This window comes from Synechococcus sp. PCC 7335 (genome assembly GCF_000155595.1).
GTDB lineage: Bacteria > Cyanobacteriota > Cyanobacteriia > Phormidesmidales > Phormidesmidaceae > Phormidesmis.
This window is the reverse complement of sequence record NZ_DS989904.1, coordinates 456,576-483,382: the sequence shown is the minus strand read 5'-3', so window position 1 is coordinate 483,382 and position 26,807 is coordinate 456,576. Positions and strand designations below refer to the sequence as shown.

The following is a 26,807-nucleotide window of genomic DNA, read 5'->3' as shown; positions in this document are numbered from 1 at the left end:
ACTTTTCTCTCATTAAGGAATGTATCTTTGTCTTTCATAATCAGCTAACCGCCGACTGCAATCTCGTATTGTGAGAGGGCATAGCGTCCTTTTATAAAACACAGCTAGATAATGTATCGCCCTTTTCAAGCGCATCTAGAAAGTTCACTTTCTCAAAGATTCAATCTGATTAAAAGAGCTATTCCAGCAGGCCTAGAATGCAATGTCAGCCAAAGGGGTCGTAATCAAGCCACTATCCAAAGCTGGTGCTATCAGTGCGAGCAGTTGCGCAAGGTTCGCTATACCTACATTGATGCTGGAGCTAGCGCTCAAATCTTCAACAGCGTGATCTATCCTGGACATCAATACGACTTACCGCTTTTAGGCATCGATTTCCTCTCATTTGGCTCAATCAAGAACCTCATCGTGATGGACTTCCAGCCGCTGTTCCAAGACGAGGCTTATCAGCAAAAGTACATTGAACCTTTGCGAGTACTACACGATAAGTATCCAGACCTGTCGCAGAACCTAGAAATGAAGTTCTACGATGCCAACCAGTATTTCTCTAAGTACTTGCTCTTTGCCAAGACGGACCCTCAAACAGTTAAGACTAGGGTGCTAGAAGCCTTTAAGGACTACCTTCAGCTCTATTGGCAAATGCTAGATGCCGCCGCGCCTGATACCGATAGTGCGGCTATGGCTCGCATTGCCAAAGCTCAAAAAGACTACGACCAGTACAGCGCCGAAAGAGACCCTGCCTCTGGGCTATTTGGCAGCTACTTTGGCCATGAATGGTCTGAGCGATTTCTATATGGTTTTTTGTTTGAAGATGCTGTGCCTTTAGCTAGCGTTACGACTGCTGAGATCGCCGCTGTGAGTGCAAGCTAAGTCGTCCCAAATTAAGCTGAGTATCAAAGTAAGTAATGACCACAATCTATGAGCCTTTCTTAGCGAAAGCGATCGCACTACTAGAAGAGAACCTAGATATCAGCCCCTACCTTATTCCTGCTGGGTTCGAGTCTAAAAGTGCCGTCACTGGTAAGGGCAAACGCGAAGCGATCGTCACGACGACTAGCTACGGGGCCAAAGCTCCAAAGCTCAGGCAGATTCGCGCGGCTCATGTGCAAGGCGGCGCGGCACTTCAGGTGCTCAATTTCGTTATTTTCCCGGAGCTAAACTACGATTTGCCTTTTTTTGGCGCAGATTTGGTCACCCTTCCGGGAGGGCATCTGATTGCTATTGACATGCAGCCGTTGTTCCAAACAAAAGACTATCAGGCAAAGTACTCCCAACCTTTGATGGAAACTTTTCATCGCTATCAGGCTGAGTTGCCATGGGGTGGAGACTTTCCAGAAGAAGCTCAAGCGTTCTTTTCTCCGGCTTTTCTATGGACCCGCCCGGCTGAGACTAAAACGGTAGAAACCAATGTATTCGACGCCTTCAACGACTACTTGAAGATGTATATCAAGTTTGTCCAGGCGGCTGAACCTATCACCGATTCAAAGCGGCTAAGTGAGATTAAAGCCTCTCAGCTTAGCTACGCTCGCTATCGCGCAGAAAAAGACCCTGCCAGAGGCATGCTCACTCGGTTCTACGGCGCAGAGTGGACAGAAGCTTATATTCATGGTTTCTTGTTTGATCTAGAAAAAGACGCTCGCATCGCTGCCTAGCGCTGTTCAATATCAAGTCCGTTTTCGCTTAAGCGCACTTTTGTAACAAAAACTGAATAATTAGAGACAAAGTGCTGTAGTGGCACTCTGGGTTCCTCTTGTTCTTTGAATGAAAATGCTTGCTGGGCCTGCTCTTCAGATAAGTTTGGCTATTATGAACTTTCTTGAATTTTCTTAGATTCGTGTCGTATCCGTCCTAATCTTTTATTACGGGAACAGCAACTTGCTGACGGTCTTTATCTCTCTTAGATCGCTTTAGAAGGGTGTAAATCCTCTCTCAAAAGTTCTAAGATATTACCTGAGGTCATTGCTCAACCCGAACGAAACCATCTGAAGGAAGATGGTGACGTAACGGGCTTTTCAAAAACAAGAACCCGGTCAGAAACCCCGTTTCATGACCAGATATAAGGAGAATTAGGATCTATGTTTGATGCCTTTGCTAAGGTCGTTTCACAAGCTGACACACGTGGTGAGTTCATCAGTGCGTCCCAGCTAGATGCGCTAGATCAGATGGTTGCCGATGGCAACAAGAGAATGGATGTCGTTAACGGTATCACTAACAATGCATCTTCCATTGTTGCTAATGCCGCTCGCTCTCTGTTCGCTGAGCAGCCCCAGCTAATCCAGCCTGGTGGTAATGCTTATACCTCCCGTCGTATGGCTGCTTGCTTGCGCGATATGGAAATCATCTTGCGCTATGTCACTTACGCAATGTTCTCTGGCGATGCCAGCGTACTAGACGATCGTTGCCTCAACGGTCTGCGTGAGACTTATGTTGCTCTGGGCACACCTGGTAGCTCTGTTGCAACTGGCGTCGAGAAGATGAAAGCTGCTGCACTTGCGATCGCAGGCGACAACAGCAATGTGACTAACGGTGACTGCAGCAGCCTGCTTGCTGAACTCGGTGGCTACTTCGATCGTGCATCTTCTGCTGTTGCATAGTCTTGCTTGGTAGATGGTCTGTGTTTTGGACTGCGAAAGTTTTACCCTTTAAAACTTCGTGCTCTAGCGCGTACCGAGCAATCAAGCTAAACAATTAAACCGTCTAAAACTCAATTAGGAGATCTTTAAAGATGAAAACTCCTTTGACTGAAGCAGTATCCGCTGCTGATTCTCAAGGTCGTTTCCTCAGTTCGACTGAAATGCAAGTTGCATTTGGTCGCTTTGGTCAGGCAAAAGCTAGCCTCGAAGCTGCACGCGCTCTGACCCAAAAGTCTGACAGCCTAGCCTCTGGTGCGGCTCAAGCTGTTTACAACAAGTTCCCTTACACAACTCAGATGCAGGGTCCTCAGTACGCTGCTGATCAGCGTGGTAAGGACAAATGTGTTCGTGATATCGGCTATTACCTCCGGATGATCACTTACTGCCTGATTGTTGGCGGTACGGGTCCTATGGATGACTACTTGGTTTCTGGTCTTGCTGAGATCAACAAGACTTTTGACCTTTCCCCTAGCTGGTATGTCGAAGCGCTCAACCACATCAAAGCGAACCATGGTTTGTCTGGTGATGCAGCTACTGAAGCAAACACATACATCAGCTACGCTATTAACGCACTTAGCTAATTAGCTAAATTGACGCTTCTAGCCTCTGATTCATTAACTTTTGGTTGATAGACAGGTGGTTAGGCTTCAATTTTTCACCCAGAGGAATATGCGATTACTGGAAGCGTCTAGTGGTTGTTTGTTTCTCTGGGTTTGCTGTGTGTATATGTATTTGAAAGAGATAGTTAAGCGGAGCTTTTGAAGTGGACGCTTGAGAAAGTTTTTGGGAAAGTTTGTGAAAAAGATTTTTAAGTGTGATGGCTGTAGCTGACGAGTCAGAACTAAATGAGGCTGCGCCGCAGATAACGCTTGAGCAGGCGATCGCCAACCTAAAGCAAACAGAGGATATCGGCGATCGCTACTATGCCGCTTGGTGGCTAGGTCGTTTTGCAACTGGCGAACCCGAGGTGATTTCTCTATTGCTCGAAGCGCTAGAAGATAGTCAAAATCGTGCGCCCGATGGCGGATTTCCACTACGACGCAACGCTGCTAGGGCATTAGGAAAAGTGGGCAACCCATCAGTCGTACCCGCCTTGATAAAATCGCTAGACTGCTCGGATTATTACGTTCGCGAAGCGGCGGCCCAGTCATTAGAGTCGCTTGGTGCAACTGAAAGCGTGGAAAAGCTGCTTTCTCTTCTAGCCGGTGGCGTAGAATCGGCTGTAGAAATTCCTGGAAAACCTCACCTGGTTCAACCCTATAACGCTATTTTAGAAGCGCTAGGAGCGCTGGGTGATGCCAAAACTGTGCCTGCTATCGAGCCTTTCTTAGCCCACGAGATGGTGCAGGTTAAGAACGCAGCCGCTAGGGCAATGTATCAGCTCACGGGTCAAGCTAGCTATGCCGAAAAGCTGGTTGAAACGCTACGATGTGACGATTTACAACTGCGACGCTCGGCGCTGTTGGACCTGGGCGAGATTGGCTATTTGCCTGCGGCGAGAGCTGTTGCCGAAACCTTAGCAGAGAACAGTATTAAACTGATTGCGCTCAAAGGACTGTTGGAGAAAGAAATCTCTGCTGCTTCTATGCTAGTTTCTGCTAGAACACGGCCTGTTATGGAACTGATGGATTCGTTGCTTTAGTTGCTCTGTTGCAATTGTCTAGTTGCGGTGTCTATCAGCTGCAACAGCATAGTTTCAGTTCTAGGCTAATAGCTCTTGTTATCAACCTCTACCCGTTTTTGATTCATTGAGATCATGTCAGATTCTAACAGGCTACTTCAAGAGAGGCTCCGGGCAGTAGAGGCCGCTGATTCTGCACAAGGATTGCTCGACTCAGTAGAGGCCTTAGCTGAACTATCCGATGAGGGGGCGGTCGATACGCTCATTCAAGTGTTGGGATACAACAATCCGGGGGCGGCAGTAGCAGCGGTCGATGGTTTGATCAAGATTGGTACGCCTGCAGCCTCAGCTTTGTTGACTCAAATTGATGGTTACAATTACGGTGCTCGCGCCTGGGCCTTAAGAGTATTAGCAGGGATTGGCGATCCGCGAGGACTTGACTTGATCTTAGAGACTGCGGTAGAAGACTTTTCGCTAAGCGTTAGGCGAGCCGCCGCTAGGGGGCTAGGTGCGATTCAGTGGGAAAAACTACCGGAAGAGAAAAGAAGAGCAAACCAGACTAGAACCATACAAACGCTGCTAACTGTGCTAGAAGATGTTGAATGGGTGGTTCGATACGCGGCTGTAGTGGGATTGCAAGGTTTGGCGATCGCAGTTATCCAAGCGGGTCTGACGGAGCTGACAGAGCCAATTGTATCTGGGTTACAAGGGCGTATTCAAGAAGACGATACCTTAGCTGTACAGGCCCGTGCTCAATGGGCACTTACACAAGTTCAGTCTTTTAGCCCATCGCTTAGCCCATCGAACAGTTAGATTGACCTTTCCCTACCAGGTATTCGCTACTCACCGCTCATTTCTATGTCTCTTCGCTATGCAATCATTGGCACTGGAGCCATCGGCGGCTACTACGGAGCTCGTCTTCAGCAAGCTGGCGCTGATGTTCACTTCTTGTTACGTAGTAGCTATGAGTCTGTCAAAGACCATGGCATCCGAGTAGAGTCAATTGACGGCGATTTCGAGCTGTCTCACGTTGATGCATACAACAATCCGATAGATATACCGCCGGTTGATGTTGCAGTGGTTGCCCTGAAGACAACACAAAATGTCAATTTACCCGAGCTGTTACCACCCTTGAACGAAGGCGCTGCGATTCTCTCTTTGCAAAACGGGTTTGGCGTAGAAGCGGCGATCGCCCAGTACCTAAACCAGAGTGGTTTGCCAGTGCCAGCTATCTGCGGAGGGCTATGTTTTATCTGCTCAAACCAAGTAGCGCCTGGCCACTTTCGTCATTTGGATTATGGCAGAATTCTTCTAGGTGTATACAATTCGCAGAACCATAGATGTGCGCCGACGCCTCTACTAGAGGAAATCGCCTCCGACTTTACAAGCGCCTCTGTCCAAGTAGATACAACAGATGATTTGCCGATGGCACGGTGGGAAAAGCTGGTCTGGAATGTGCCCTACAATGGACTGTCGGTCGTTCTAGAGGCAACCACAGCGGCGATGATGGCAGATGCTAGTGTGCGATTGCTAATTACTACCCTGATGCAAGAAGTTGTTACTACGGCAAACGCTTGGGGCGAGTCGATTTCACCTAGCGGCCAGCGTTATCTTCCTGCTGATATTATCGATAGAATGCTGACGCATACAGAGACGATGGCCCCTTACCGCACTAGCATGAAAATAGACTACGACGAAAAACGTCCGCTCGAAATTGCCGCCATTCTAGGTAGTCCCGTTCGTGTTGCTCGCAGTCTAGGTGTAGACACACCAACGATGGTCATGCTAAAGCAACAGCTAACCTTTCTCGATAGACGAAATCGAAAATTGTGAAGTAAGCCAGCATTGCTATGAGGAGTCTGAGCTAAATCCTTTATGGCGATACCGGCTTACTTAAGGCGTAAAGATCTTTTATCTCTGTTTGTTCAATAGCTAGGTGTCGTTCTACCAAACCATCTTCGATTTGGTTGAGTAAACTCTTTGAAGGTAAAAATAGAAAAACGTTGTCAGAACTACCAACAATTTTATCTATGTCAACTTCCTCATCTGTAATCCCTGCTTTACGAAACCACAAAAAACGATCGGTTGGTCTTAGCTGTAGCCCAACTGACATGAAATTGCCAAGGCGATAATCTGAAACAATGGTGGCAGGTGATTCAGACTGGGTTACGGTTTGAGCGACTTTCACAGAACGTAGATGGCTGTCCTTCCACCAGACAGGGGAGTGTAGGTTGTTCCACGAGGCGGATATCATCATAATCAAAATGATATGAAATAGACCCCATTGAAAATAACAATATCTCTTTGCGGTCGGCGAGTTTTGTAATTGAGAAAGATTAGAGCTAAGCCCAAAGCCTAATATAAAAATTGCACCTAAATAGGCTGGGATGAAGTAGCGGGGAGTCAGGGATCTAATTCCCCCAAACAGCAGATCGAGACCTATCAATAGAATACTAGGGACGACGCAGAGCAAAATGGGTAGCAGCCACTGTCTTAGCTGAGTTTTTGATAGCAGAAGAGACACACACCAGGCGAACACAAGTACCCAGAAAGAAGCGAATATCAGCCAGCGATCGCGTGGCATCCAGAAAAAAGCAAGATGGCTAATGTTGTTTGTCCATCCGCTCATCAAAGCACCTAAAGGCAAGCTTGTGTTTTGCCACTCGGTAGCCACCTGAACCGAGTCAAACCGGTAGAACATTCGGTATAGCCATGGCAAAATTGTCGCCATTCCAACTAATAGAAACTTGCGAAAATGTATGAACCGCGAGCGATCTACTAGAGGCCTTTGGAAGGCTAGCCTCTCTAAAGGGGACGTGGTGATCTTTTCTACATTCGGATGACGAATATCTGCTGTTTCGAAGCCTGTTGCCGCAGACCTACGCAAAAATAGAACGTAGAGACTATGTATGACAAACACCAAACCTGAGAGTAGATGAGTCCAAAACACCAAAGCAACTGTCAAACTATAGAGTATCCAAGCGCTACGTTTGTTGCTGCGTAGGGCGCTAAGCAGCATAGCACTAGAAGCTAAAATGCCGGCCATCCAGAGACTGTAGGGGCGTGCTTCTTGGGCCTGACGGATCAGTATTGGAGAAACGCATGCTAAACAAAGCGTGATATTAGCCGTGATGGAAGAATTGAACAATAGCCGAGAAAACCAATAAAAGAGCGGCAGGGTAACCAGCCCAATCACTGCTGGAAGTGCCCGCATAGCTCCTACCGAACTACCAAAAACCTGTGCCCACGCTCTAGCTAGCACAAAGTAAAGCGGTGCGTGCTCTGGTCTGTTCAACAAAGCATTGAAGCTATCGCTCCAAGAACGACCTGATTTGGCAACATCTTGATATTGGGAGAGCGATTCGATCGAAACAACTCTGCGATCGAGCTGGCCTTGAATAGTTCCTAGCCGGTAGCCGGAAACTCGTACCGAAGTATAGACTTCGTCTTCCCAGTATGGCTTTGTCGCTAGATTTCCCAATCGAAAAATGACAGAAAGGATTAAAGCGCTAATCACAAGCAGCCTCAAGTAATTGCTCCACCAGCGCTCTGGCCTTCTAAAAGGTATCAAGATGATATCCTGCCTTAATTTGAAGAGAACGTTAGACGCCTCAAGCTAAAGAACGACGTCTAACTATAATTAGAAAAAAATTAGGAAAAACTGCAATAGAAAAAGGATACCGAACAATTCATGTTCAGTATCCCTACTTATTTAATGATTAGAGAAATATGTCTGCGATCGCTATATCAGGCAGAAGCCATCGCTGGGACTTTCGACTTTTGCATCTCCGCTAGAATCGCAGAGACATTCGCTTTGGCATCACCAAACAACATCTGCGTATTTTCTTTGTAGAACAAGGGATTGTCTACGCCTGCATAGCCAACTGACAAACTGCGCTTCATCACTACTACAGTCTGCGCTTGCCAGACTTCTAGCACAGGCATGCCTGCAATTGGACTAGTTGGATCATCTAGCGCGCTTGGATTCACCGTGTCGTTAGCGCCAATGACTAGAACCACATCCGTCCTAGAAAAATCTTCGTTGATTTCGTCCATTTCTAACACAATGTCATAAGGCACATTGGCTTCAGCCAACAGCACGTTCATGTGCCCTGGCAAGCGACCCGCGACTGGGTGAATGCCGAATCGAACCTTGGTGCCGCGATTGCGCAGAATCTTTGTGATGTCCGCTACTGCGTGCTGCGCTTGGGCTACTGCCATGCCATATCCCGGTGTAATAATCACACTGTCTGCTTGTGTTAGCAGCTCAACGGTCTGGGCTGCTGTTGTCGAAGTTGCTTCACCGCCCGGTGCACTGCTGCTGCCCTTGGCTACCGGCGCATTACCAAAGCCACCTAAGATCACACTTAGGAAAGAACGATTCATTGCTCGGCACATAATAATGCTAAGAATTGCGCCGCTACTACCTACCAAGGCACCGGTAACGATCAGCAGATCGTTCGAGAGCATGAAGCCCGCTGCCGCTGCTGCCCAGCCAGAATAGCTGTTTAGCATTGAGATCACTACCGGCATATCCGCACCACCGATTGCCGCGACTAGATGAATTCCTAGCAACCCGGCTAGACCACACATGCCTAATAGAGCAAACAGGCTAGTACTCCCAGTAGAACTTGCTGCGTTCATAAAAACTACACCAAGCGCGACTGTGCCGACTAACAAACCAATATTTAGAAGATGCCGACCGGGCAAAGTCAGCGGCTTACTGCTGATGATTGCCTTTAGCTTTCCAAAGGCAACAACAGAGCCAGTAAAGGTCACTGCGCCAATAAACACACCTACATAGATTTCCACTAGGTGAATGGTTTCTTCTGCGCCGACTAGAGCGGCATCAGGCTGTAAGTAGTTGCCGATGCCGACTAGCACCGCCGCTAGGCCGACGAAGCTGTGTAGCATGGCAACTAGCTCGGGCATCGCCGTCATCTCCACGCGAGAGGCCATCAGCGCGCCGATAGCCACACCGGGAATCAATACGCTGACTAAGGCCACATAGTTCGTTAGCCCTGCGCCAAAGGCAGTCGCGCCGATTGCAAGCACCATGCCAATAATGCCGTACAGATTACCGCGCTTTGCACTCTCCTGATTGGAAAGACCTCCCAAGCTCAAAATGAACAGTACGATAGCCGTAATGTAGGCTAGCGTCACTAAATTATTCGTCATGATTATTTCCTTTTTAGTCCTTTTGCGTTGCTTGAAAGAACAGACTTATTTTTGGCAATTACTTACGAAACATCTTGAGCATTCGCTGCGTGACTAAGAAGCCGCCCGAGATGTTGATTGTGCCAACGAGAATGGCGATCGCACCTAACACGCTCGTCGCACTCAGTCCTTCTAGCTGTAACAGGCCACCAATGATAATGATGCCGCTAATCGCATTAGTCACACTCATTAGCGGCGTATGCAGCGATGGACTTACATTCCAAATCACCTGCCAGCCCACGAAGCACGCTAGGATAAACACTGTAAAGTGGGAAAGAAAAGATGCCGGAGCCGTCAGTCCAACGGTCAAAAATAGAGAGGCCGCAGCGGTTATCCCGATCCACTTCACTAGATCTTGAGCGACACCTTTCTCCTCTGCGCTTTTCTCTTCTATAGCTGAAGTGACCGCCGCTGGAGTAGTCGCCGCAGCCGGAGTCTCTTTAACCGCAATGGGCTGAGGCGGTTTTTCCTGTCTAGGCGCAGGCCAGGTTACTTCACCCGCGTGGGTAATCAATGCGCCACGCACGGCCTCATCATCAAAATCTATCTTGAACTCATCAGAGCCGCCCATATCACTGAGTAGATGGCAAAGGTTCGTGCCGTACAGCTGACTCGCTTGACTTGCCATCCGGCTAGGAAAGTCAGTAATGCCCACAACCGTGACGCCATTATGCACGTAAACTTCACCAGGCTTAGTCACCGCGCAGTTGCCGCCCTGCTCAGCTGCCATATCAACAATTACCGATCCGGGCTTCATCAGCTCAGCTGTTTCTTGAGTGATCAATAGCGGTGCTTTTTTACCTGGGATCAGCGCAGTGGTGATGATGATGTCTACCTCTTCAGCCTGCTGGGCAAATAGCTCCATCTCAGCTGCGATAAACTCTGGACTCATGGTTTTGGCATAGCCGCCTTGACCGGTGCCATCTTCTTCGAACGTTAGCTCTAGAAACTCGGCGCCTAAGCTTTCTACCTGCTCTTTGACCACAGGCCTTGTATCAAAAGCACGCACAATCGCACCGAGACTTTTGGCAGCCCCAATCGCTGCTAGCCCTGCAACGCCAGCCCCAATTACCAGCACTTTAGCAGGAGGCACCTTACCTGCAGCCGTAATTTGCCCTGTAAAGAAGCGACCAAATTGATTGGCCGCCTCAATCACTGCTCGATAGCCAGCGATGTTCGCCATCGAACTCAGCGCATCCATCTTCTGCGCTCGGCTGATTCGAGGAATCGCATCCATCGCCAGCACTGTTGCTTGCCGACGCGATAGGTGCTCGACTAATGATTGATTTTGCGCAGGCCAAATAAAACTGATTAAAGACTGATCAGAGCCCAACATGTCTGCTTCATGTTTGCCATTGGGGTGCTCCTGTGGTGGCTGCACTTTTAGGACAATGTCGGACTTTTCCCAGAGTTCAGTGGCCGTCTGTACAATCTCGCAGCCAGCCGCCTGATACGCCACGTCGCTAAAGTTTGCCTCTTCGCCAGCCGCATGCTCAACTAGCACATCAAACCCGAGCTTTTGTAGTTTCTTGGCAGTGGCAGGTGTTGCTGACACACGCCGCTCACCAGCTACAATTTCTTTAGGAACGCCAATTTTTTTGGACGGCTTCGATTCGGCAGGACTCGCTTCGGCAGTGCCTCTTTCAATTGCCAGGGTCATGGCATCTCCTTCTAATTTAGGCAAACTAAATTCTGGCAGAAGAGAAATCGGCTCTGGTTGAACTGCTCACAAAGATTGACGTCTGTTTGCATAAGTTTTTGAAGCACTTTGTGAGTCTACACATTCTAGTAGCTTCTCTAACGCTTGTATCTCAAGTAATAGAAGGCTTTGACCGCAGATTCAGTTAACAAACCGTCCACCGAAAGACACGCAAGTACTCACCGCAGTGTTAGACGTAGTATTAAGTACTACATGTACTGCATCTTTTTGCGTGAGGAATTATTGCGAATGTCTGCTCAGCGCTCTTTCAAACGTTCTACAGCTCGAATTTCTACAGCTCGGTTGCTATCGGGACTAGCGCTATCTGGCGTAGCGATCGCAACAACGCTATCCACCTTGCCTATTCATCCTAGCCTCGCCCAGACTAACCCAGGCATTACGCTATGGGGCGGTGTCGATTCAGAATATCGCCTACCCTACACCCTGCGAAATAATAGACCTCGTAGTACCAGAGCGCAATATTACCTGCGAGTGCCTGGCACCCGGATTGATAGCGCCGTTTCGAAACTCAGCATTACCTACCCCGAAGCCTTTACCGATCGAAATGGTTCGTTTAATACGGATGAGATTCGAGTTCGTCGAGGGAGAGGATCGGGCGATCGCGAAATTCCTATCGATGAAGTCGTTTGGATTCCTGAGGCTAGCCGTTTGGAAATTTTCTTGACTGAAGATATTCCTGCTGATACTAGCTTTGTCATTGATGCTAGAGTCCGTAATCCTGACCGCTTCGGCATGCACAGATTTAACCTACAGGCCGAATCTCGTGGTGACGTCCTGCCCCGCTATCTAGGGACTTGGGAACTCCTGGTTGCAGAAGATAGAGGCAGACGGTAACATAGTGGGTCTGTGCCTGTTGGTAGCTACGTTTCGATAGCTGCCGACAGGCTCATCCTTGAGTCCATACTCATTGAATCCAATTTGAATCCAATATTTTATTGGTGGCCTATAGTGGCCCGATATTTTTACTGGTAGTGTCAACTGTTGGTGAGTACTGGTAAGACCGATTTAGCGAGACTGTAGCAGGAGAAAACAACCGATGACGAAGCGCACCCTTGGCGGAACTTCCCGCAAACGTAAACGAGTATCTGGTTTTCGCGCCAGGATGCGGACGAAAAACGGTAAAGCTGTGATCAAAGCTCGTCGATCCAAAGGCCGTGCTCAGCTAGCTGTCTAAAATCTAAAATGCCGTGTCCCTTCCAAAGCAAAATCGATTGAAGTCAGCTCGTGACTTTAGTCGAGTTCATCGCAAAGGGCAGCGAACCGCTACAAAGCACTTAGCCATACGAGCGCTTAAAGTAAAAGCGCTGCAGGTAAAGACTTCAAACAAAGCAGTAGGGGGTGTAGAGAATAAGTCATCTACGTCCTCGTTTTGCTGCGGCTCAAAGCAAGGCTCAAGATCGGCGTCAACCTCATCACACCCAAAGGCTGTTCTAGGACCACACTTCGGTATTTCAATCAGCCGCAAGGTTAGCAAGCGTGCAGTCGTCCGTAATCGCATCAAAAGACAGCTTCTCGCTATTATTCGTCAGTATTTGCCAGAGATTGATCCTGCTTGGCAGGTGGCAATTGTGGTCCGCCCTGCTGCAGTAGAGTGCAGTTTTGACGACTTTTTGAGAGAATTAGAATGTCTGCTTAAAAAGTTAGAAATTGTTACATAGCGAGCCTTCCTAAACTAGGGCAATGTTTAGGGTAAGACTCAAGGCTTTAGCAGGACCCCATCCTAGAAAAGAGGTATCTTATGGCCATTAAAGAAGACATGTATTACGAGGGCGGTCCTCACATTGGCGATCTGATCTTTAATATTGGACTGGCATTTACTGTTATCTGTATCCCTTTGACAGTGGGTGCCATCGTTAGAGCCCTGTGGCTACGCTATCGCATCACTGATAGGCGCATTTCAATTACAGGCGGCTGGATGGGACGCGATCGCACTGATATTATCTATTCGGAGATTGCGAAGGTGGTCACCGTTCCTAGAGGACTCGGTGCATGGGGTGATATGGTCGTCACGCTCAAAGACGGTAGCCGCGTAGAGATGCGAGCTGTGCCCAAATTCAGGGAACTTTATGACTTTGTTACCAGTAAGATTTCGCCTAGTGCCAAAGTCGCTAGTGGCGCGGTCGGCACTGCGTAGTAGCCTAAAAGATAATGGTCATGATCTTCATTGGCTTACAAAAACTGAAGCACTGAAGTTCTCATAGACTTGGCAACGATGTTGTCGCAATGAGCCTATAGAAAAGAGCTTATAGATAAAAAGCTCGGGTAGCGCCTAGAGTTAAGGACTTCTCCAATTCGAGTTACGGTTAACCGAAAGAAAGAAGCGTTCTATAGGTGTTCCCTTTCTCAATCGACCTAGATTAGTGGGCTATCTCATCACCAAACTTCCCAGCATTCGGATAAATTAGACACAATAGTCTTGACTGACGACAGAGCACAAACAACAGAGCGCACGCATGGACTTCGGTATCGGCTTTCTTTCAAACAATGTAATGCTGCCAATCCTAGATTTCTTCTATGGGATTGTGCCTAGCTATGGGCTGGCTATTGTCGCCCTCACCTTAGTGATCCGATTTGCGCTCTATCCGCTCAATGCTGGGTCCATTCGCAACATGCGGAAGATGAAGATAGCTAACCCGCTAATGCAAAAGCGAATGGCGGAAGTCAAAGAGCGCTACAAAGACGATCCAGTTAAGCAGCAAGAAGAAATTAAGGATATTTATTCTGAGTTTGGCAATCCATTAGCGGGCTGTTTTCCAGTTGTGCTGCAAATGCCGATCTTGTTTGCGCTTTTTGCTACCTTGCGAGGGTCGCCGTTTGCAGATACGACGCTACCGGTCAATCTTAAGCTAGTTCCTCAAGAAGCGATTGAGCAAGTTGAGCAAGCGCCTTTAGTCAATAAGCCCAGCAATATTTTCGTCGCTGATGGCGAGCACTTCAAGGTCAGCACAGTAGTCCCGACGGGTGAGAAACTAGCAGTTGGTGAGACTACCAAGATAGAACTGCGCTCCGTCGACGATAAATCTCTTGACGAGCTTAGAGAAGAGTACAAAGAAGAGGGGGTAGATATCACACCTCAGTGGGAGATTACAAAAGGTGATGACCTAGTCGCGGTTCAAGCAGACGGCACCGTCAAAGCATTGGCCCCCGGAGATGTCACTATCCAAGTAAAAGTGCCTGGTCTAGCTGCTGATAAGGGGTTTTTGTTTATTGAAAAGCTAGGCCGTATTGGTGTAACCGGCGATAACGGAGAGATCCACTGGGATATTCTCGGCATGATTATCTTCTTTGGCCTCAGCTTATACGTTTCTCAGCAGGTGACCAATTCAGGTAATGCTGCCTCGCCAGATGGCCAGAACGATCAGCAGCAGGCGATCGCTAAATTCACCCCAATCATCTTCTCAGGGATGTTTTTGTTTTTCCCTTTGCCAGCGGGCGTACTGATGTACATGGTAATTGCCAATGTATTCCAGACAGCACAGTCGTTCATTCTCTCACGTGAGCCCTTGCCAGAAAATTTGCAAAAGCTAGTAGATGCTCAAGAAAAGAAAGCGGCTAGTAGCAGTGGTGATGGCCGAAAGCAGCTAGCCTTTGAGCCAGGTGCAGCTAAGCGCGCGTCGAAGGCCGAAGCGAGTAATAAGACTAGTAATAAAAAGGGAGCTAAGGCCAGTAAAGCGAATACTAAGACCGACTCTGCCAAAGCCGGTACCTCTACTAAGTCTAGAACGAAGAAGAAGGTCGCTAAGAAGAAAAGCTCCTGATTCACTACCTTCGTTTTGTTCATCTGTAGCGCTCCCTTAGCGGTATAAAAGCGATGTCAAATCAACATTTTCTTGCTTTTGTATCCTAAGTGTCCACCATTGAAGAGCGACAAGTCATGCTTTTGCCTTGAGGAGATTAAAGGCTGCGTACGCTGGCGCTGACACTGTAAGATCTGCTAAGCAACTTGCCTGGCAGTAATGGTCGCAGGCTCTCACAATTAGACAGAACGGACAAAGAACATGGAAAAAGGCATTAGCTGGTTAGAGAAACTGCTGGAGCTACAGGGACTGAAGACGAGTGTGAGCGGCAACCAGAACACCACAGATTCAGGGGATGACAGCTATTGGCTGACGATTGATACTGAATCGCTATCAGAGGCAGAAATCGAAAGCCTGATTGGTGATCGCGGACGGAATCTCGATTCGACACAGTATCTAGCCAACACCATCTTGAATATGGATGTTGGTAAGTCCGAGCAGCGCTCATACACTATCGAAGTCAATGGCTATCGAAAGAAACGGCAGGCCGAGCTCAAGTCCTTAGCTGATGAAGCAGCTAATCAGGTCCTCAATCAGGGGCAAGCTGAGTACGAACTCAAGGGTCTATCTGCCGCCGAGCGCAGACAGCTACATGGTTTATTAGGAGAGCATGACGGCCTAGAAACCTTTAGCCGAGGCCGAGAGCCCGAACGTCATTTAGTCGTGAAGCTAGTTGAGGCCGATAGTAATAGCAACGATGCCGAGGAGTAGTCCCTCGGGAACGACCATATCTATCACTAAGAACCTATCACTAGGATCGATGAGAGCTATCCATATTCCGCAACTCTTAAACGCACCAAACAAAATAGTTTCAGTCGATGTGGCGGAGCATCTACCCGATTTGGAAACGCTCACACCTGTAAAAGGTGAGCTAAGCGTACAGCACAGAGGCACTTTTTTAGAAGTGAGGGCTCGGGCAAATACGATTATGACGCTTGAGTGCGATCGCTGCTTGCAGAGTTATAACGCCCGTTTGCAGGTCGATACTTCAGAAATTCTGTGGTTAGAAGAACCTACGGCAGCAGAATCTGGTCAAGAGACTGAAGTAGAACTTGAAGACCTAGTTGAATCGCTGCCGCCACAGGGTTATTTCAAACCCGATGAATGGCTCTATGAGCAAATGTGCCTTGCTATTCCCCAAAAGCAGATCTGCACAGAAGAGTGCGAAGGCATCGAGATCACTAGCAATCCACCCGCAATAGTGGATGACCGCTGGGCGGCGTTATCTATACTAAAGCAGCAACTCTCCGAGTAGATAACGATAGTTTCTAACCGCACCGTAGCGCCTGTTGAGTTGTTTGAGAGAGTTGGTTAAGGAAATGTCATCGGCCACAACCTTTGCACAACAGGCCGCTCGGCTCAACCTTCCTACGACTAAGAAGTTGGTCAAACCTCTTTTCTTCAAACCTCTCTAGAGAAGCTAGCAGGGGGGATAGGGACAATCTGATGCTACGATTGCTGCGATTCTAATTCCGCAATCCGCGCTCGAAGCCGTGATGTGCTCGTTTCGATCATTTCCTTCACTTCATCTTCAGAGTATCGTACGGGAATATGTTGAGGGCAGTTTTCGCTAAAGGCATCGATCTCAAACAGAATTGCCCGCTCAACCTTCGCCGGATAGTCTGGCATGCTTAGCTTTGCAATCAGCCCCTCATCTTCAGTGTACCTAGCTCTACCCCAGACCTTGATACGGCGGCGATGGCGATAGTCCATTAAGAACAAGAAGGCTTTCTTTATGGCTGGTTCGTCGCTAGAGAGATTGCCCACTGTGATGTATTGGACATTTCCTGTAAAGTCGGCAAACCCTAGAGTTTTGTCATCTAGTATGTGCAAGAAGCCCGGTGGTCCACCTCGAAATTGAATGTAGGGATAGCCATTAGAGCTAACCGTCCCGAAGTAAAACCCATTTAGCTGAGCAATGAAACTTGCAATTTCTGGAGTGACAACATCGCCTGCTTCACCCTGAGCGATGTATCGCTCGTATGTTTGCCGAGAGCCTCGCGCTGTCTGTACAGCCTTCACTTCAGGCGTGAAGGCCAATTCGCCAAATTTACGTACCATACTGCACCATAGTGATTGCTTCTTTCGGTTGAATCCTAGATTGCCTAGATTCCTGCCATCCCAACGAAATTTGGGAGGTGCTTGATGCGCTCGATCCAGGCTAAAACCTGAGGGTAAGGTGCTAGACCAATCTTGCCATCCGGTGCTAGCGCTACATAGGGGAAAACAGAGATATCGGCAATTGTTATCCGGTTGCCAGCTAGCCAGTCCTGTTTAGATAGGTGGCGCTCTAGCTGCTCTAGAATGAACTGCGCTTTTTGGTTGGCTCGTTCGATGTTAATTGCAGACACCTTGAGTAAGTGGTAAAGCCTAGCAGATTCTAGTCCTTGGCGCACTTCCCCTGTCGTGATCGAAAGCCAGCGAACGACCTCTGCGATCGCAACTGCCTCTAATGGAAACCAATCAAGACTATCTGTTTCGTTTCCATATCGACGCGCCAAGTACACTAGAGCTGCCTGTGCATCAGCAATCACTACATCCCCATCCGTTAAGACTGGAATTTGGCCAAAAGGGTTGAGCGCAAGAAACTTTGGCTGTTTGTGTTCACCGTTTAATACGTCAACATCTATCCATTCATAGTCAAGCTTCATCAATGCTAGCAGTAGCTTCACCTTGTAAACATTACCTGAACGTGCATGGCCATAGAGCTTCAACATCACAAAGCACCCCTTAAACATCACAAAGACCCCCTATAGGATAAGAAGGACGCTCAATACACGCAAAACTCAGTACAATTAGCGGCACGGGTGTAAATAGATACATAAAATCTACTAGGCATAGGTCTAGGCCCATCATGATTCATTCCCTATCACAACAATCAAGAAAGATTGCTGTTCTTTCCGCGTCTGCGCTCAGTATCTTGATCTTTGCTTCACTACCCGGCTACAGCCAAAATCTGGGTACTTTTCGCAGTGGCCCCATTCGCACCGATCGCGAGTTCAATCGCTCGCTTCAGTTCCTACAAGGTTCAGGCTCAAACGTGATTTGTGGCAACAACGTTGTCAGATCGCGCTTTCGAAACTCATTTAGACGCCGCTTTTTTAGAGACACGCTAACCAACAATCCACTTATTCCCAACCGATTGAACAGTCAGCAGTCCAGCGGTCGGCAGATCACCCAGACGCTTACCAACGACCCGCTAGTTCCGAACCGCCTTAATACTCAGCCCTTCCGCACGGGAGCTTCTCAGGTTCGTCGCAGTGCTTCACAGTCGGTCACTTGCCAGACGATCACAGAGTCTGATATCACGACCATCAATCAGCCGTTCTCTAATCAGTCAGTTAATATCACTATCAATAATGGCTCTCGATCTGCGAGAACTATGACCACGAGAACTATGGCGAGTAGTCGCTTAGTAGGTGATAGCATACAGCCGCTCAGTGTGGCTAGTCTTCCAGACGGCAACTATCGGGTCACCTCGGCCCTTGATGCTACTGATGGCCTCAGTGACGTAGAGCTTGTTAGCAACGGTGGCAGGCTATTTACTTTCAATAAGTCTGGTAGCACTATCACAGGTAACTTCAACGACTTTGATGGTGCCTCCAATGCCTGTGTCATAGGCAGCGTGGACGGTAATCTCGTTACAGGACAGGTCGTTACCAGCAATCTAGGCACTAATGTGCTAGGCCGGAACTATCTAGATCTGGGGTTAACTTTAGAATTGGGTGAGCAGGTGGCCAGCGATCGCTACGAAAACTCGGTCCTTAACCTCAGTGGTTTCTCTCGAATTAATGCAGGAACAACCTTCCCACCAACCCGCTGTTAACTTTTAACAACTTAATTAGCGAGCGATAATTAGCGAGCGATCCTAGCAGCTTACAATTAACGTGTAAGTCCCTTCAGTTGGAGGATATAGCTGAAGGGACTAAGCATAATTGCACTCATAAGCAACCCTAAACAGTTATTAGAAATATTGAATGGATTTTGTTACCAGAATAGATATAGCTAATGATATATTCTATGTATTGAATTAATCCGCAGACTTTTCGCTCGTTCATAGCTTATAGTCTATGGATATAAGCAGATGTTTTTGATTGCGCTTATCTAGATTAAATGTGGCTTTAATTGCTAACCCCCATGCTCAACGCTGACTCTTTCGCCCAAACTAGCTGGCTAATTCCCTGCTATCCATTGTTCGGAGCGCTACTTTCCGTCTTTTGGTCGCCCGCTTTTATTCGCCGTAGTGGCCCCCGTCCTGCTGGCTACTTGAACCTGTTGACTACTGTCATAGCGTTGGTTCATAGCAGCATCGCTTTTATGGCGGTATGGCATCAGCCGGCTCAGTTCCTAAGCCTATCTTGGCTGCAGGTGGCTGATTTGAACCTAACCCTGCCGTTGGAGTTGTCGTCGCTAACGCTAGGAGCCAGCATTGTAATAACGGTCTTAAATTTCCTGGTTCAGGTATATACCGTGGGCTATCTGGAAATGGACTGGGGCTGGGGGCGGATATATTCTCTGCTGGCGCTGTTTGAGGCGGGGTTGACGGCACTGGTGCTGTGCGATTCGCTGTTCTTTAGCTACATTCTGTTGGAAATTTTGACGTTAGGCACCTACTTAATTGTAGGGTTCTGGTTTAATCAGTCTCTGGTGGTCACTGGTGCTAGGGATGCCTTCTTGACCAAGCGGGTAGGGGATTTGATCTTGCTGATGGGTGTGTTGGCACTCTATCCATTAGCCGGGACTTGGAACTTCACTGAGCTGGCTGATTGGTCGCAAGGGGTGCTCTCAGGTGCGCAGAGCGTATCACCGCTGGCGCTATCGCTGATCGGCGTTGCCCTGGTGGCTGGTCCGATTAGTAAATGTGCTCAGTTCCCCCTTCATCTCTGGCTAGATGAGGCGATGGAAGGGCCGCTGCCGACTACGATTTTGCGAAATTCGGTTGTGGTTGCTACTGGTGCCTGGGTGCTAGTAAAGCTCGAGCCGGTAATTGCGCTTTCGCCTGTAGCGAGTGGATTGACCCTCACAATTGGCTCGATCTCAGCCGTTGGTGGGGCGCTGATTGCCGCTGCTCAAATTGACGCTAAGCGGGTGCTTTCGTATTTGACGAGTACCTACATGGGCCTAATTTTCATCGCCGTTGGGACTGGCCAGACTCAGGCAGCTCTGCTACTCGTACTAACGCATGCGATCGCCTCCACGCTGCTAATTATGAGCACGGGCTCCATCATGCTAAACGTGGTTGTTCAAGACCTCACTCAGATGGGAGGTTTGTGGAGCCGCCGGCCGATAACGGGGCTCTGCTTCCTCGTAGCTGTTGCTGGCCTGATCGGACTGCCCCCTTTTGGGGGGTTCTGGCCACTGATGGCGATGTTAGAAGGACTGCTGCAAAGCGGTCAGTGGGGCTTGATTGGAATTGTGCTGTTGGCGAATGGGGCGGCTAGCTTCGCGCTGGTGCGGATGTTTGGGCTGATGTTTATGGGTGATCGCACTGCCTTCACAGCTCGCGCTCCAGAACCGCTTTGGCTGGTTGTTCTACCGACGGCTGTCATGGCTGGCATTGTCTTGCATGTGCCTTTAATAGTCAGAAATTTCTCCCTATATCCAGTAGACGCTAGCTTGAGCTGGACGCTCGGCTGGACAGTGTTTCTTTCTAGCGCGGTGGGCATTGTTTCTGCGAGTGCCTTCTATGTGCTAGGGCGCATTGAAAATCCAACCAAGCTGATACCGGCTGTGGCCAATCGACTGTTAGCTTACGACTTTTATACGCCGAAAGTTTATCAGGTTACCGCGATCGCCCTGGTAGATAAACTCTCTTTGCTAACAGACTGGCTTGATCGCTATGTCGTTGACGGGCTGGTTAACTTCGTCGGACTCAGCTCTCTTCTTAGCGGCGAGGCCTTGAAGTATATCAATACCGGTAAGCTTCAGCTCTATGCACTAACCATTGCCTCTTTTGTCGTAGTTATCTGCCTCTATCTAAGCTGGGGCTATTTCTCCCTATAGCATCCACCGCTTTTCGGTCTACGCTTTTCGGTCATCCTGTCTAATTTAGAGAAGAATCTAGAGAAAACAATGTTAAGCCTCCTTATCTGGCTGCCGATCTTAGGCGCTCTGCTCCTTGCCTTCCTCCCTGTCAAGCTCAGTGCGACGAATGCACGGAACGCTGCTTTGGCTGTCTCTGGTGCGTCTCTTTTATGGACAGTTGTTCTATTTACCCGGTTCGACTTGAGCACTGCTAGCTTTCAAATGCGAGAGTTCATAGTCTGGCTGCCGCTATTAGGTCTTGATTACGACCTGGCTTTGGATGGGCTTTCATTAATGATGATTGCTCTAAACAGCCTGTTGACTTGGATTGCTATTTGCAGCAGCAGTACAACAATAGAAAGACCTCGCTTTTTCTATTCACTCATGCTGCTTGTTAGCGGTGGTGTCGCTGGTGCTTTTCTGGCTCAAAACCTACTGCTGTTCTTCTTCCTTTTTGAGATAGAGTTAGTGCCTCTATACTTCTTGATCTCGGTCTGGGGCGGTGAAAAGAAAGAATATGCGGCAACAAAGTTCTTGCTCTACACGGCGCTGGCCGGGGCGTTCATCTTTGCTGGATTCATTGGCACTGTCTGGTTAGGGGGCACGCTCGACTTTTCCTACGAGCAGGCTTTGCAAAGCGAAATTCCGCTACCTGCCCAGATTGTTCTACTGGGCATTTTACTGGTTGGATTTGGGATCAAAATTCCGTTGATTCCTTTTCATACGTGGCTGCCTGATACTTACGTTTCAGCCTCTCCTCCAGTGGCGATTATGCTGGGCGGCGTTTTAGCGAAGCTAGGAACCTACGGTATTTTTCGCTTTGGCTTAGGGCTTTTCCCTGAGGCCTGGTCTGCGTTAGGGCCTTTTCTAGCGGTATGGGCAGCAGCCAGTGTCTTGTATGGAGCGGTGACGGCGATCGCCCAAAAAGACATCAAGCGCATGGTTGCCTACAGCTCGATTGGTCATATGGGCTATGTCATGCTAGGCGGCGCGGCGTTTACCGAACTTAGCGTCGTCGGTGCCATTTCTCAAATGGTTTCTCACGGTTTAATCTTGGCTCTACTGTTTCATCTCGTCGGTGTGGTGGAGACCAAAGTGGGTACTCGCCAGCTTGATCAGCTCAACGGTCTGCTAAACCCACTTAGAGGACTGCCGCTGATCAGCGCTCTGTTGGTCTTAAGCGGAATGGCCAGTGCGGGCATTCCTGGACTGGTTGGATTCATCACTGAATTTCTAGTCTTTCAAGGTAGCTATAGCGTCTATCCAGTGGCAACGCTGTTTTGCGTGGTCGGTACGGGCCTTACCGCTGTCTACTTCGTTATCTTGATCAACCGGACTTGCTTTGGTCGCCTAGACAATGAGACTGCCTACTACAGCAAGGTAACTAACGGTGAACGGGTCCCCGCTTTTGTACTCGCTGCTATTGTACTTGCTCTTGGCCTACAGCCCTCTTGGCTAGTGCTTTGGAGCGAATCTACCTCTGCTAGGCTAATTGCTGCTGTGCCCATTACTCAGACTGCCGCTTCACTAAAAATAGAGACTAAGGAAGATAGCGGAAACGTCGAAGCAGAGGAAAGCCTAGGCGCCGATAGCTCTAAGCTTTATTCTTCCCCAATCCTATAGGCCTTGATTTTAGTAAGTTATTTCATTTTAGGACTCGCATTCTCTCCTTCCTGCCTACATCATGACAACCACCATCGCTACCGCCCCTACGCTGCCAGCTTCTACTCATCAATTTGCTGACGTCATTCACCGCCTAGAAGCCGGCGGCTCTATGCTGCCAGATACCCCCGATAACCTCAAGCAGATTATTGGCATCTATAAGGCCTATGCGGTGCCGATGGACTTTTACTGGCGAGATCTGTTGTATATCGCAGAAAAAGTTTTTCTCAACCCGCTTCCTGCTTTCAAGTATTTCATTTCCAAGGAATATTTGGATCGGCAAAATGCCTATGCTGGCGATCAGGCATCGCTAAGGATTTGGCGAGGGCCAGGCGATGCCCATCCGGAGTTGCGTGAATTTATGGCAAAAGGCGAGAGCGGTCGCAAACTGCCCAAGCTCTTACATCATCTCTGGCACGACCGGATCAATATGGAGTTTGCCGAAGCCTGTATGGACGCGATGCTTTGGCACGAAGATATTAACCCGACGTTCAATGCCTATTTGTATACTGATGAATATATAGCTAATAGCGATAGGGCCATTCGTGCCTACTTCAAGGGTAATCCGCTGATGCTTGGCCTCTACAAGCTGTTCCCTGAAATGTTCTTAGAGCAAGTAAGAAGGCTGTCTTACTACGCTAATCTCGGTTTGTTTTGGGAAGTGATGGCGCCTGTCTTCTTTGAGATGAGCGATCTATATGACGAAGGCAAAATGACAACCGTACCAGAAGCCATGGACTTTTTGGTAAATGGGATTTTTGCGATCGCCGGACGGCCTATCTACCATCATGCTTATATCGGCGATGAGTGCTATGAAATCATTCCCAAATCACAGGGGTTCACCTGGCTCTACGAAGCGGCCTTACCCTACGTAGAGGCAGTCTTCTATCGCACAGCCCCTTTTAGAGGCACCAAATCCTACAACGCCCAGGCCGGACAAGTCCCAGACGATCAAAAAGACTTTCACTACGGTATTTTGTACGCGGATGTTTTTCCAGTAGGTAGCGCTGGCATCCCCCCAACTTTGCTTATGCAGGATATGCTGCATTTCTTGCCGGACTATTTGGTTGAAGAGTATCAGCAGCACAGTCGCGGCGAGGACGATATGCTCATCCAGCTTGGCATCACCTTTCAAAGATCGATGTACAACGTTACTTCTGCGGTAATCCAGGCGCTTAGATGTGCGTTGCTCTATCCCTTAGATGATCCAAACCCAGAGCACCTAAAAGCTAACCGCGCATTTTTCGAGCAACAAATAGACAGATTTAAACGTCCCGAAGCTAGACTAAGCGACATTCAACAACAGAGCTATCGGTAGGCGATCGCAATCTAGATTGACTCACCAACAACCCTACTTATTATTTATCATTCCTCCTTCATCCTTCTCTTCCATGCCCAACATTGTTGAAATTGCCGTTAGTACAGAAGGCTTTTCGACCCTTGTCGCAGCCGTTCAAGCCGCTGATCTGGTCGAGGCGCTAGCTAGTGATGGCCCCTTTACAGTCTTTGCACCGACAGATGATGCGTTTGCTAAGCTACCACCTGGCACTATTCAGACGCTGGTGGATAATCCACCCCAACTAGCTAGAATCTTGAAATATCATGTTGTTTCTGGTCGCTGGCAGCAATCTGACCTAGCCACAGAAGAGAGTCTGACCTCGCTGGAAAGCTCCCCTATTCCTATCCGAGTCGATCCCGTTTTTGAAGTCAAAAATGCCACCGTTGTCGCTGCGGATATAGAGGCAACTAACGGCATTATTCACGTGATAGACAACGTAATATTGATGGGATGAACTTGATAGGGTTCGCCTGAACAGAATATATGAAATATAGTAGGTGGAGATATACAGGTGGATGCGGAATAGGGTGAGCGTAGCACCTGAGTGATCACTTTAAACCTCTTTGGGTTGTAGCTCAACGCCCGTCTGCATAGCGCTGCGTCTGACAATGTCGTCAACAACGGATTCTAAGCTGCTCGTTTTCTCATAGACTGCTCGCTGCCGCTGGGCACTATTGCCTTCACTTAAGATTTTATCTACTTCTTTTTTGACGATTGCCTCGTCTCCAAAATGTGCTAAGCCTGGTTGGATATAGCGCATAAAAGATTGCACCAGCGTCTTTGCCGGAACAGATTCCGTCGTAGCAAAGTCAATGAGTTCACCGCTGAGTCCATGCCGAGCGGCTTGCCACATAGCAGCTTTGAGCATCTCACCTCGCACAGGCAACGCTGGCTGACCGTTAATGACATCCTGATAACAGGTATAGGCTAGTGCTCGGATAATACCTGCTAGCATGACCGCCTCTTCAATGCTGGCGCAGACATCAGACATACGAAATTCAATTGTAGGAAAGCGCTCAGATAGGCGAATATCCCAATAGACCTTAGTCGGGTCGTCGGTGATATCGGTGTCTATCAGCTTCTGGATAAAACCCTGATAGTCGGCGTAGTTCTCAAAAAACGGCGGTGGCCCAGCGGTCGGTAGACGGCACCACAGCGCCATGCGATAGCTGTCGTAGCCAGTGTCTTTCCCGTCACAGAATGGAGAGTTAGCGGTAAGCGACAGCAGCAGAGGTAGCCAAATGCGGGCACGATTGCTAATCTGGACGGCCATTTCTCTATCTTCTACGCCGACATGCACATGGCATCCTAATATAATTAACTCTTTGATAATCTGTTGAAGATCTTCTTGTAGCGCATAGTAGCGTTCCTTTGGGGTAACCTCTTGCTCCTCCCAAGGAGAAAACGGATGGGTACCGGCAGCTGCGATCACAGCTCCATTATCCTGCGCTGCTTCGATGACTGCTGTCCTAGCCTGAACCAGTGCCCGTCGAACATCATCGAGCGTGTGACAAATGCCCGTTGCAATCTCTACTTCGCAGCGAAATAGCTCATGAACGATTTCTTGCTCGGTATTGGAATTCTGGTTGGTTTTGATCAAAGATTTTGAGCAGTCAGCGAGCGATCGCGTTTCTGGATCGACAATTTGATACTCTTCTTCGACACCTATCGTAAAGTCAGGAACCATCAGCTGTGCCCAATTAACCGCTCTATTACTATGTCCTTTATAGCTGTCAGCCTGTCGTTCAAAAACGATCTACTCACTATCTCTGCCATTAGGCAGAGATAGCATTGACTACTTAACTCTTATCCGCCGTAGTTCCAGCCAGTATCCTCCAGCAGCAGCGGCTGACCCTCACGGTGCTCGCCTGCGCCGATTACTTCGCCGACAAATACAGTGTGATCGCCTTCTTCAACCGAGCCGACCACGCTGCACTCCACGTAGCCTAACGAGTCTTTGATGATTGGGCAGCCTGTTTCTTCACCTTCGTAGAACTCAATATCTTCAAACTTATTGCCGGTTCGGCGCAAAGGCTTAAAAAAGTTCTGAGCAATTTCCTTCTGGCCCTCTTCTAAGACGCTTAAAGAAAAGACACCGCTGGCTTTTACCATCGCATGAGAGGTCGAATCCGCTTTAATACAAGTAATTACTAACGGAGGTGTAAACGAAGACTGCATGACCCAGCTTGCGGTGAATCCATTGACGTCGTCTCCGTCCTTAACGCCACAGATATACAGCCCATGAGGAATTTTGCGCAGCATGGTCTTTTTGGCCTGTTCGTTTAGCATAAGAGTTTTATCCTCAGTGAATTGCTGTCTTACGAAATAGTTTATGACAAAGCGTGAGCCGCAAGACTCATTCCGCAGTTACAGGTTTGAGGGTCACTCTGTAATGAGGTATCTCAAAAATCTCTCTCTTTGCGCTTTATCTAGTCGCTTGGGTCGCTTGCTTTCAAGGTCGATAAAGACGCCTTTTTGTGAACCAAATGCTACACATTCTTCAGCTTGATTGAAGAATTCAAACCCTAGAATCGCCGAAGCGCCACGCAACTGCGATAGCCAAATTGAGGCTGAAACGCTATCCCCCAGATACAACGGCAGCTTGTAGCTAATGTGAGTTTCTATCAATGCAGGACCGAAGCCTGTTTTGATAGTTTCTTCTATTGGCATGGCGATCGCTTCTAATAGCAGCACGCGGCCAACCTCCATCCACTGAATGTAGACGATGTTGTTCACATGACCCATCGCATCGATATGAAAGGGATAGATCGGTAGCGAATAAGTGAGCTTTGACACG

27 protein-coding genes are annotated in these 26,807 nt (G+C 48.5%); 19 read left to right on the top strand and 8 right to left on the bottom strand.

What is annotated here, in order from left to right; genetic code table 11:
- The first annotated feature begins 111 nt into the window (after positions 1 to 111).
- The 7 genes from S7335_RS02120 to S7335_RS02090 all read left to right on the top strand — a co-directional run bounded on the left by S7335_RS02120 (position 112) and on the right by S7335_RS02090 (position 6,084).
- On the top strand, positions 112 to 867 hold the full coding sequence (locus tag S7335_RS02120) for a 15,16-dihydrobiliverdin:ferredoxin oxidoreductase (protein ID WP_006454017.1): 756 nt from the start codon (positions 112 to 114) through the stop codon (positions 865 to 867).
- Between the two features lie 35 nt (positions 868 to 902).
- Positions 903 to 1,649 carry a phycoerythrobilin:ferredoxin oxidoreductase gene (locus S7335_RS02115; protein WP_006455613.1) on the top strand — a complete coding sequence of 249 codons (747 nt, stop codon included), beginning with the start codon at positions 903 to 905 and terminating at the stop codon, positions 1,647 to 1,649.
- Between the two features lie 423 nt (positions 1,650 to 2,072).
- The gene (locus tag S7335_RS02110; protein ID WP_006455556.1) at positions 2,073 to 2,591 is read left to right on the top strand and encodes a phycocyanin subunit beta; all 519 of its coding nucleotides are present in this window, start codon (positions 2,073 to 2,075) and stop codon (positions 2,589 to 2,591) included.
- Positions 2,592 to 2,722: 131 nt separating this feature from the next.
- Positions 2,723 to 3,211 carry a phycocyanin subunit alpha gene (cpcA, locus tag S7335_RS02105; RefSeq protein WP_006453677.1) on the top strand — a complete coding sequence of 163 codons (489 nt, stop codon included), beginning with the start codon at positions 2,723 to 2,725 and terminating at the stop codon, positions 3,209 to 3,211.
- Between the two features lie 236 nt (positions 3,212 to 3,447).
- Positions 3,448 to 4,272 carry a HEAT repeat domain-containing protein gene (locus tag S7335_RS02100; protein ID WP_006454413.1) on the top strand — a complete coding sequence of 275 codons (825 nt, stop codon included), beginning with the start codon at positions 3,448 to 3,450 and terminating at the stop codon, positions 4,270 to 4,272.
- 114 nt (positions 4,273 to 4,386) lie between these two features.
- The gene (locus tag S7335_RS02095; RefSeq protein WP_006456475.1) at positions 4,387 to 5,064 is read left to right on the top strand and encodes a HEAT repeat domain-containing protein; all 678 of its coding nucleotides are present in this window, start codon (positions 4,387 to 4,389) and stop codon (positions 5,062 to 5,064) included.
- A 45-nt stretch (positions 5,065 to 5,109) separates the two neighbouring features.
- Positions 5,110 to 6,084 (top strand): putative 2-dehydropantoate 2-reductase, encoded by a 975-nt coding sequence (locus S7335_RS02090; RefSeq protein ID WP_006453927.1) that lies wholly within the window; start codon positions 5,110 to 5,112, stop codon positions 6,082 to 6,084.
- Positions 6,085 to 6,124: 40 nt separating this feature from the next.
- Here the strand turns inward: S7335_RS02090 and S7335_RS02085 are convergent, their stop codons facing one another.
- The 3 genes from S7335_RS02085 to pntA all read right to left on the bottom strand — a co-directional run bounded on the left by S7335_RS02085 (position 6,125) and on the right by pntA (position 11,128).
- On the bottom strand, positions 6,125 to 7,768 hold the full coding sequence (locus tag S7335_RS02085; protein WP_006456059.1) for a glycosyltransferase family 39 protein: 1,644 nt from the start codon (positions 7,766 to 7,768) through the stop codon (positions 6,125 to 6,127).
- A gap of 230 nt (positions 7,769 to 7,998) precedes the next feature.
- Positions 7,999 to 9,429: a Re/Si-specific NAD(P)(+) transhydrogenase subunit beta gene (gene pntB, locus S7335_RS02080; protein ID WP_006454519.1), complete on the bottom strand. Its 1,431-nt coding sequence runs from the start codon at positions 9,427 to 9,429 to the stop codon at positions 7,999 to 8,001.
- Positions 9,430 to 9,487: 58 nt separating this feature from the next.
- Positions 9,488 to 11,128, bottom strand: coding sequence for a Re/Si-specific NAD(P)(+) transhydrogenase subunit alpha (gene pntA, locus S7335_RS02075; protein WP_006456076.1), 1,641 nt, complete (start codon positions 11,126 to 11,128; stop codon positions 9,488 to 9,490).
- 288 nt (positions 11,129 to 11,416) lie between these two features.
- Between pntA and S7335_RS02070 the strand changes: the two genes are divergently transcribed.
- The 7 genes from S7335_RS02070 to S7335_RS02040 all read left to right on the top strand — a co-directional run bounded on the left by S7335_RS02070 (position 11,417) and on the right by S7335_RS02040 (position 16,240).
- Positions 11,417 to 12,022, top strand: a complete 606-nt coding sequence (locus S7335_RS02070) for a DUF2808 domain-containing protein (protein ID WP_006454956.1) — start codon at positions 11,417 to 11,419, stop codon at positions 12,020 to 12,022.
- 202 nt (positions 12,023 to 12,224) lie between these two features.
- Positions 12,225 to 12,362 carry a 50S ribosomal protein L34 gene (gene rpmH / locus S7335_RS02065; protein ID WP_038015446.1) on the top strand — a complete coding sequence of 46 codons (138 nt, stop codon included), beginning with the start codon at positions 12,225 to 12,227 and terminating at the stop codon, positions 12,360 to 12,362.
- 13 nt (positions 12,363 to 12,375) lie between these two features.
- Positions 12,376 to 12,846 carry a ribonuclease P protein component gene (gene rnpA / locus S7335_RS02060; protein WP_038015443.1) on the top strand — a complete coding sequence of 157 codons (471 nt, stop codon included), beginning with the start codon at positions 12,376 to 12,378 and terminating at the stop codon, positions 12,844 to 12,846.
- An 80-nt stretch (positions 12,847 to 12,926) separates the two neighbouring features.
- Complete coding sequence (locus S7335_RS02055; RefSeq protein ID WP_006455747.1) at positions 12,927 to 13,322, top strand: PH domain-containing protein; 396 nt, start codon at positions 12,927 to 12,929, stop codon at positions 13,320 to 13,322.
- Between the two features lie 319 nt (positions 13,323 to 13,641).
- Complete coding sequence (yidC, locus tag S7335_RS02050; RefSeq protein WP_006455204.1) at positions 13,642 to 14,946, top strand: membrane protein insertase YidC; 1,305 nt, start codon at positions 13,642 to 13,644, stop codon at positions 14,944 to 14,946.
- Between the two features lie 240 nt (positions 14,947 to 15,186).
- Positions 15,187 to 15,696, top strand: a complete 510-nt coding sequence (locus tag S7335_RS02045) for a R3H domain-containing nucleic acid-binding protein (RefSeq protein ID WP_006453784.1) — start codon at positions 15,187 to 15,189, stop codon at positions 15,694 to 15,696.
- Positions 15,697 to 15,745: 49 nt separating this feature from the next.
- Positions 15,746 to 16,240: a DUF177 domain-containing protein gene (locus S7335_RS02040; protein WP_038015440.1), complete on the top strand. Its 495-nt coding sequence runs from the start codon at positions 15,746 to 15,748 to the stop codon at positions 16,238 to 16,240.
- A 194-nt stretch (positions 16,241 to 16,434) separates the two neighbouring features.
- On the opposite strand, the gene S7335_RS02035 is transcribed toward S7335_RS02040, so the two are convergent.
- Positions 16,435 to 17,046, bottom strand: coding sequence for a pyridoxamine 5'-phosphate oxidase family protein (locus tag S7335_RS02035; RefSeq protein WP_006454380.1), 612 nt, complete (start codon positions 17,044 to 17,046; stop codon positions 16,435 to 16,437).
- Between the two features lie 44 nt (positions 17,047 to 17,090).
- Positions 17,091 to 17,702, bottom strand: coding sequence for a glutathione S-transferase family protein (locus S7335_RS02030; protein ID WP_006455632.1), 612 nt, complete (start codon positions 17,700 to 17,702; stop codon positions 17,091 to 17,093).
- A gap of 137 nt (positions 17,703 to 17,839) precedes the next feature.
- Here S7335_RS02030 and S7335_RS28335 point away from each other — a divergent pair, with 137 nt between their 5' ends.
- The 5 genes from S7335_RS28335 to S7335_RS02005 all read left to right on the top strand — a co-directional run bounded on the left by S7335_RS28335 (position 17,840) and on the right by S7335_RS02005 (position 24,464).
- On the top strand, positions 17,840 to 18,811 hold the full coding sequence (locus S7335_RS28335; protein WP_006456568.1) for a hypothetical protein: 972 nt from the start codon (positions 17,840 to 17,842) through the stop codon (positions 18,809 to 18,811).
- 311 nt (positions 18,812 to 19,122) lie between these two features.
- Positions 19,123 to 20,988, top strand: a complete 1,866-nt coding sequence (locus S7335_RS02020; RefSeq protein ID WP_006455236.1) for an NAD(P)H-quinone oxidoreductase subunit F — start codon at positions 19,123 to 19,125, stop codon at positions 20,986 to 20,988.
- A gap of 69 nt (positions 20,989 to 21,057) precedes the next feature.
- Positions 21,058 to 22,632: an NADH-quinone oxidoreductase subunit M gene (locus S7335_RS02015; RefSeq protein ID WP_006454322.1), complete on the top strand. Its 1,575-nt coding sequence runs from the start codon at positions 21,058 to 21,060 to the stop codon at positions 22,630 to 22,632.
- Positions 22,633 to 22,693: 61 nt separating this feature from the next.
- The gene (locus S7335_RS02010) at positions 22,694 to 23,989 is read left to right on the top strand and encodes a CO2 hydration protein (RefSeq protein WP_006456905.1); all 1,296 of its coding nucleotides are present in this window, start codon (positions 22,694 to 22,696) and stop codon (positions 23,987 to 23,989) included.
- 73 nt (positions 23,990 to 24,062) lie between these two features.
- Positions 24,063 to 24,464, top strand: a complete 402-nt coding sequence (locus S7335_RS02005) for a fasciclin domain-containing protein (protein WP_006454927.1) — start codon at positions 24,063 to 24,065, stop codon at positions 24,462 to 24,464.
- A 99-nt stretch (positions 24,465 to 24,563) separates the two neighbouring features.
- Here S7335_RS02005 and S7335_RS02000 read toward each other — a convergent pair whose 3' ends face one another.
- From S7335_RS02000 to S7335_RS01990, 3 genes are all read right to left on the bottom strand, one after another.
- On the bottom strand, positions 24,564 to 25,697 hold the full coding sequence (locus S7335_RS02000; RefSeq protein ID WP_006455127.1) for a carboxylate-amine ligase: 1,134 nt from the start codon (positions 25,695 to 25,697) through the stop codon (positions 24,564 to 24,566).
- 119 nt (positions 25,698 to 25,816) lie between these two features.
- Positions 25,817 to 26,299, bottom strand: a complete 483-nt coding sequence (locus S7335_RS01995) for a flavin reductase family protein (RefSeq protein ID WP_006455495.1) — start codon at positions 26,297 to 26,299, stop codon at positions 25,817 to 25,819.
- Positions 26,300 to 26,392: 93 nt separating this feature from the next.
- Positions 26,393 to 26,806 (bottom strand): thioesterase family protein, encoded by a 414-nt coding sequence (locus tag S7335_RS01990; RefSeq protein WP_006454399.1) that lies wholly within the window; start codon positions 26,804 to 26,806, stop codon positions 26,393 to 26,395.
- Position 26,807 lies beyond the last annotated feature (1 nt).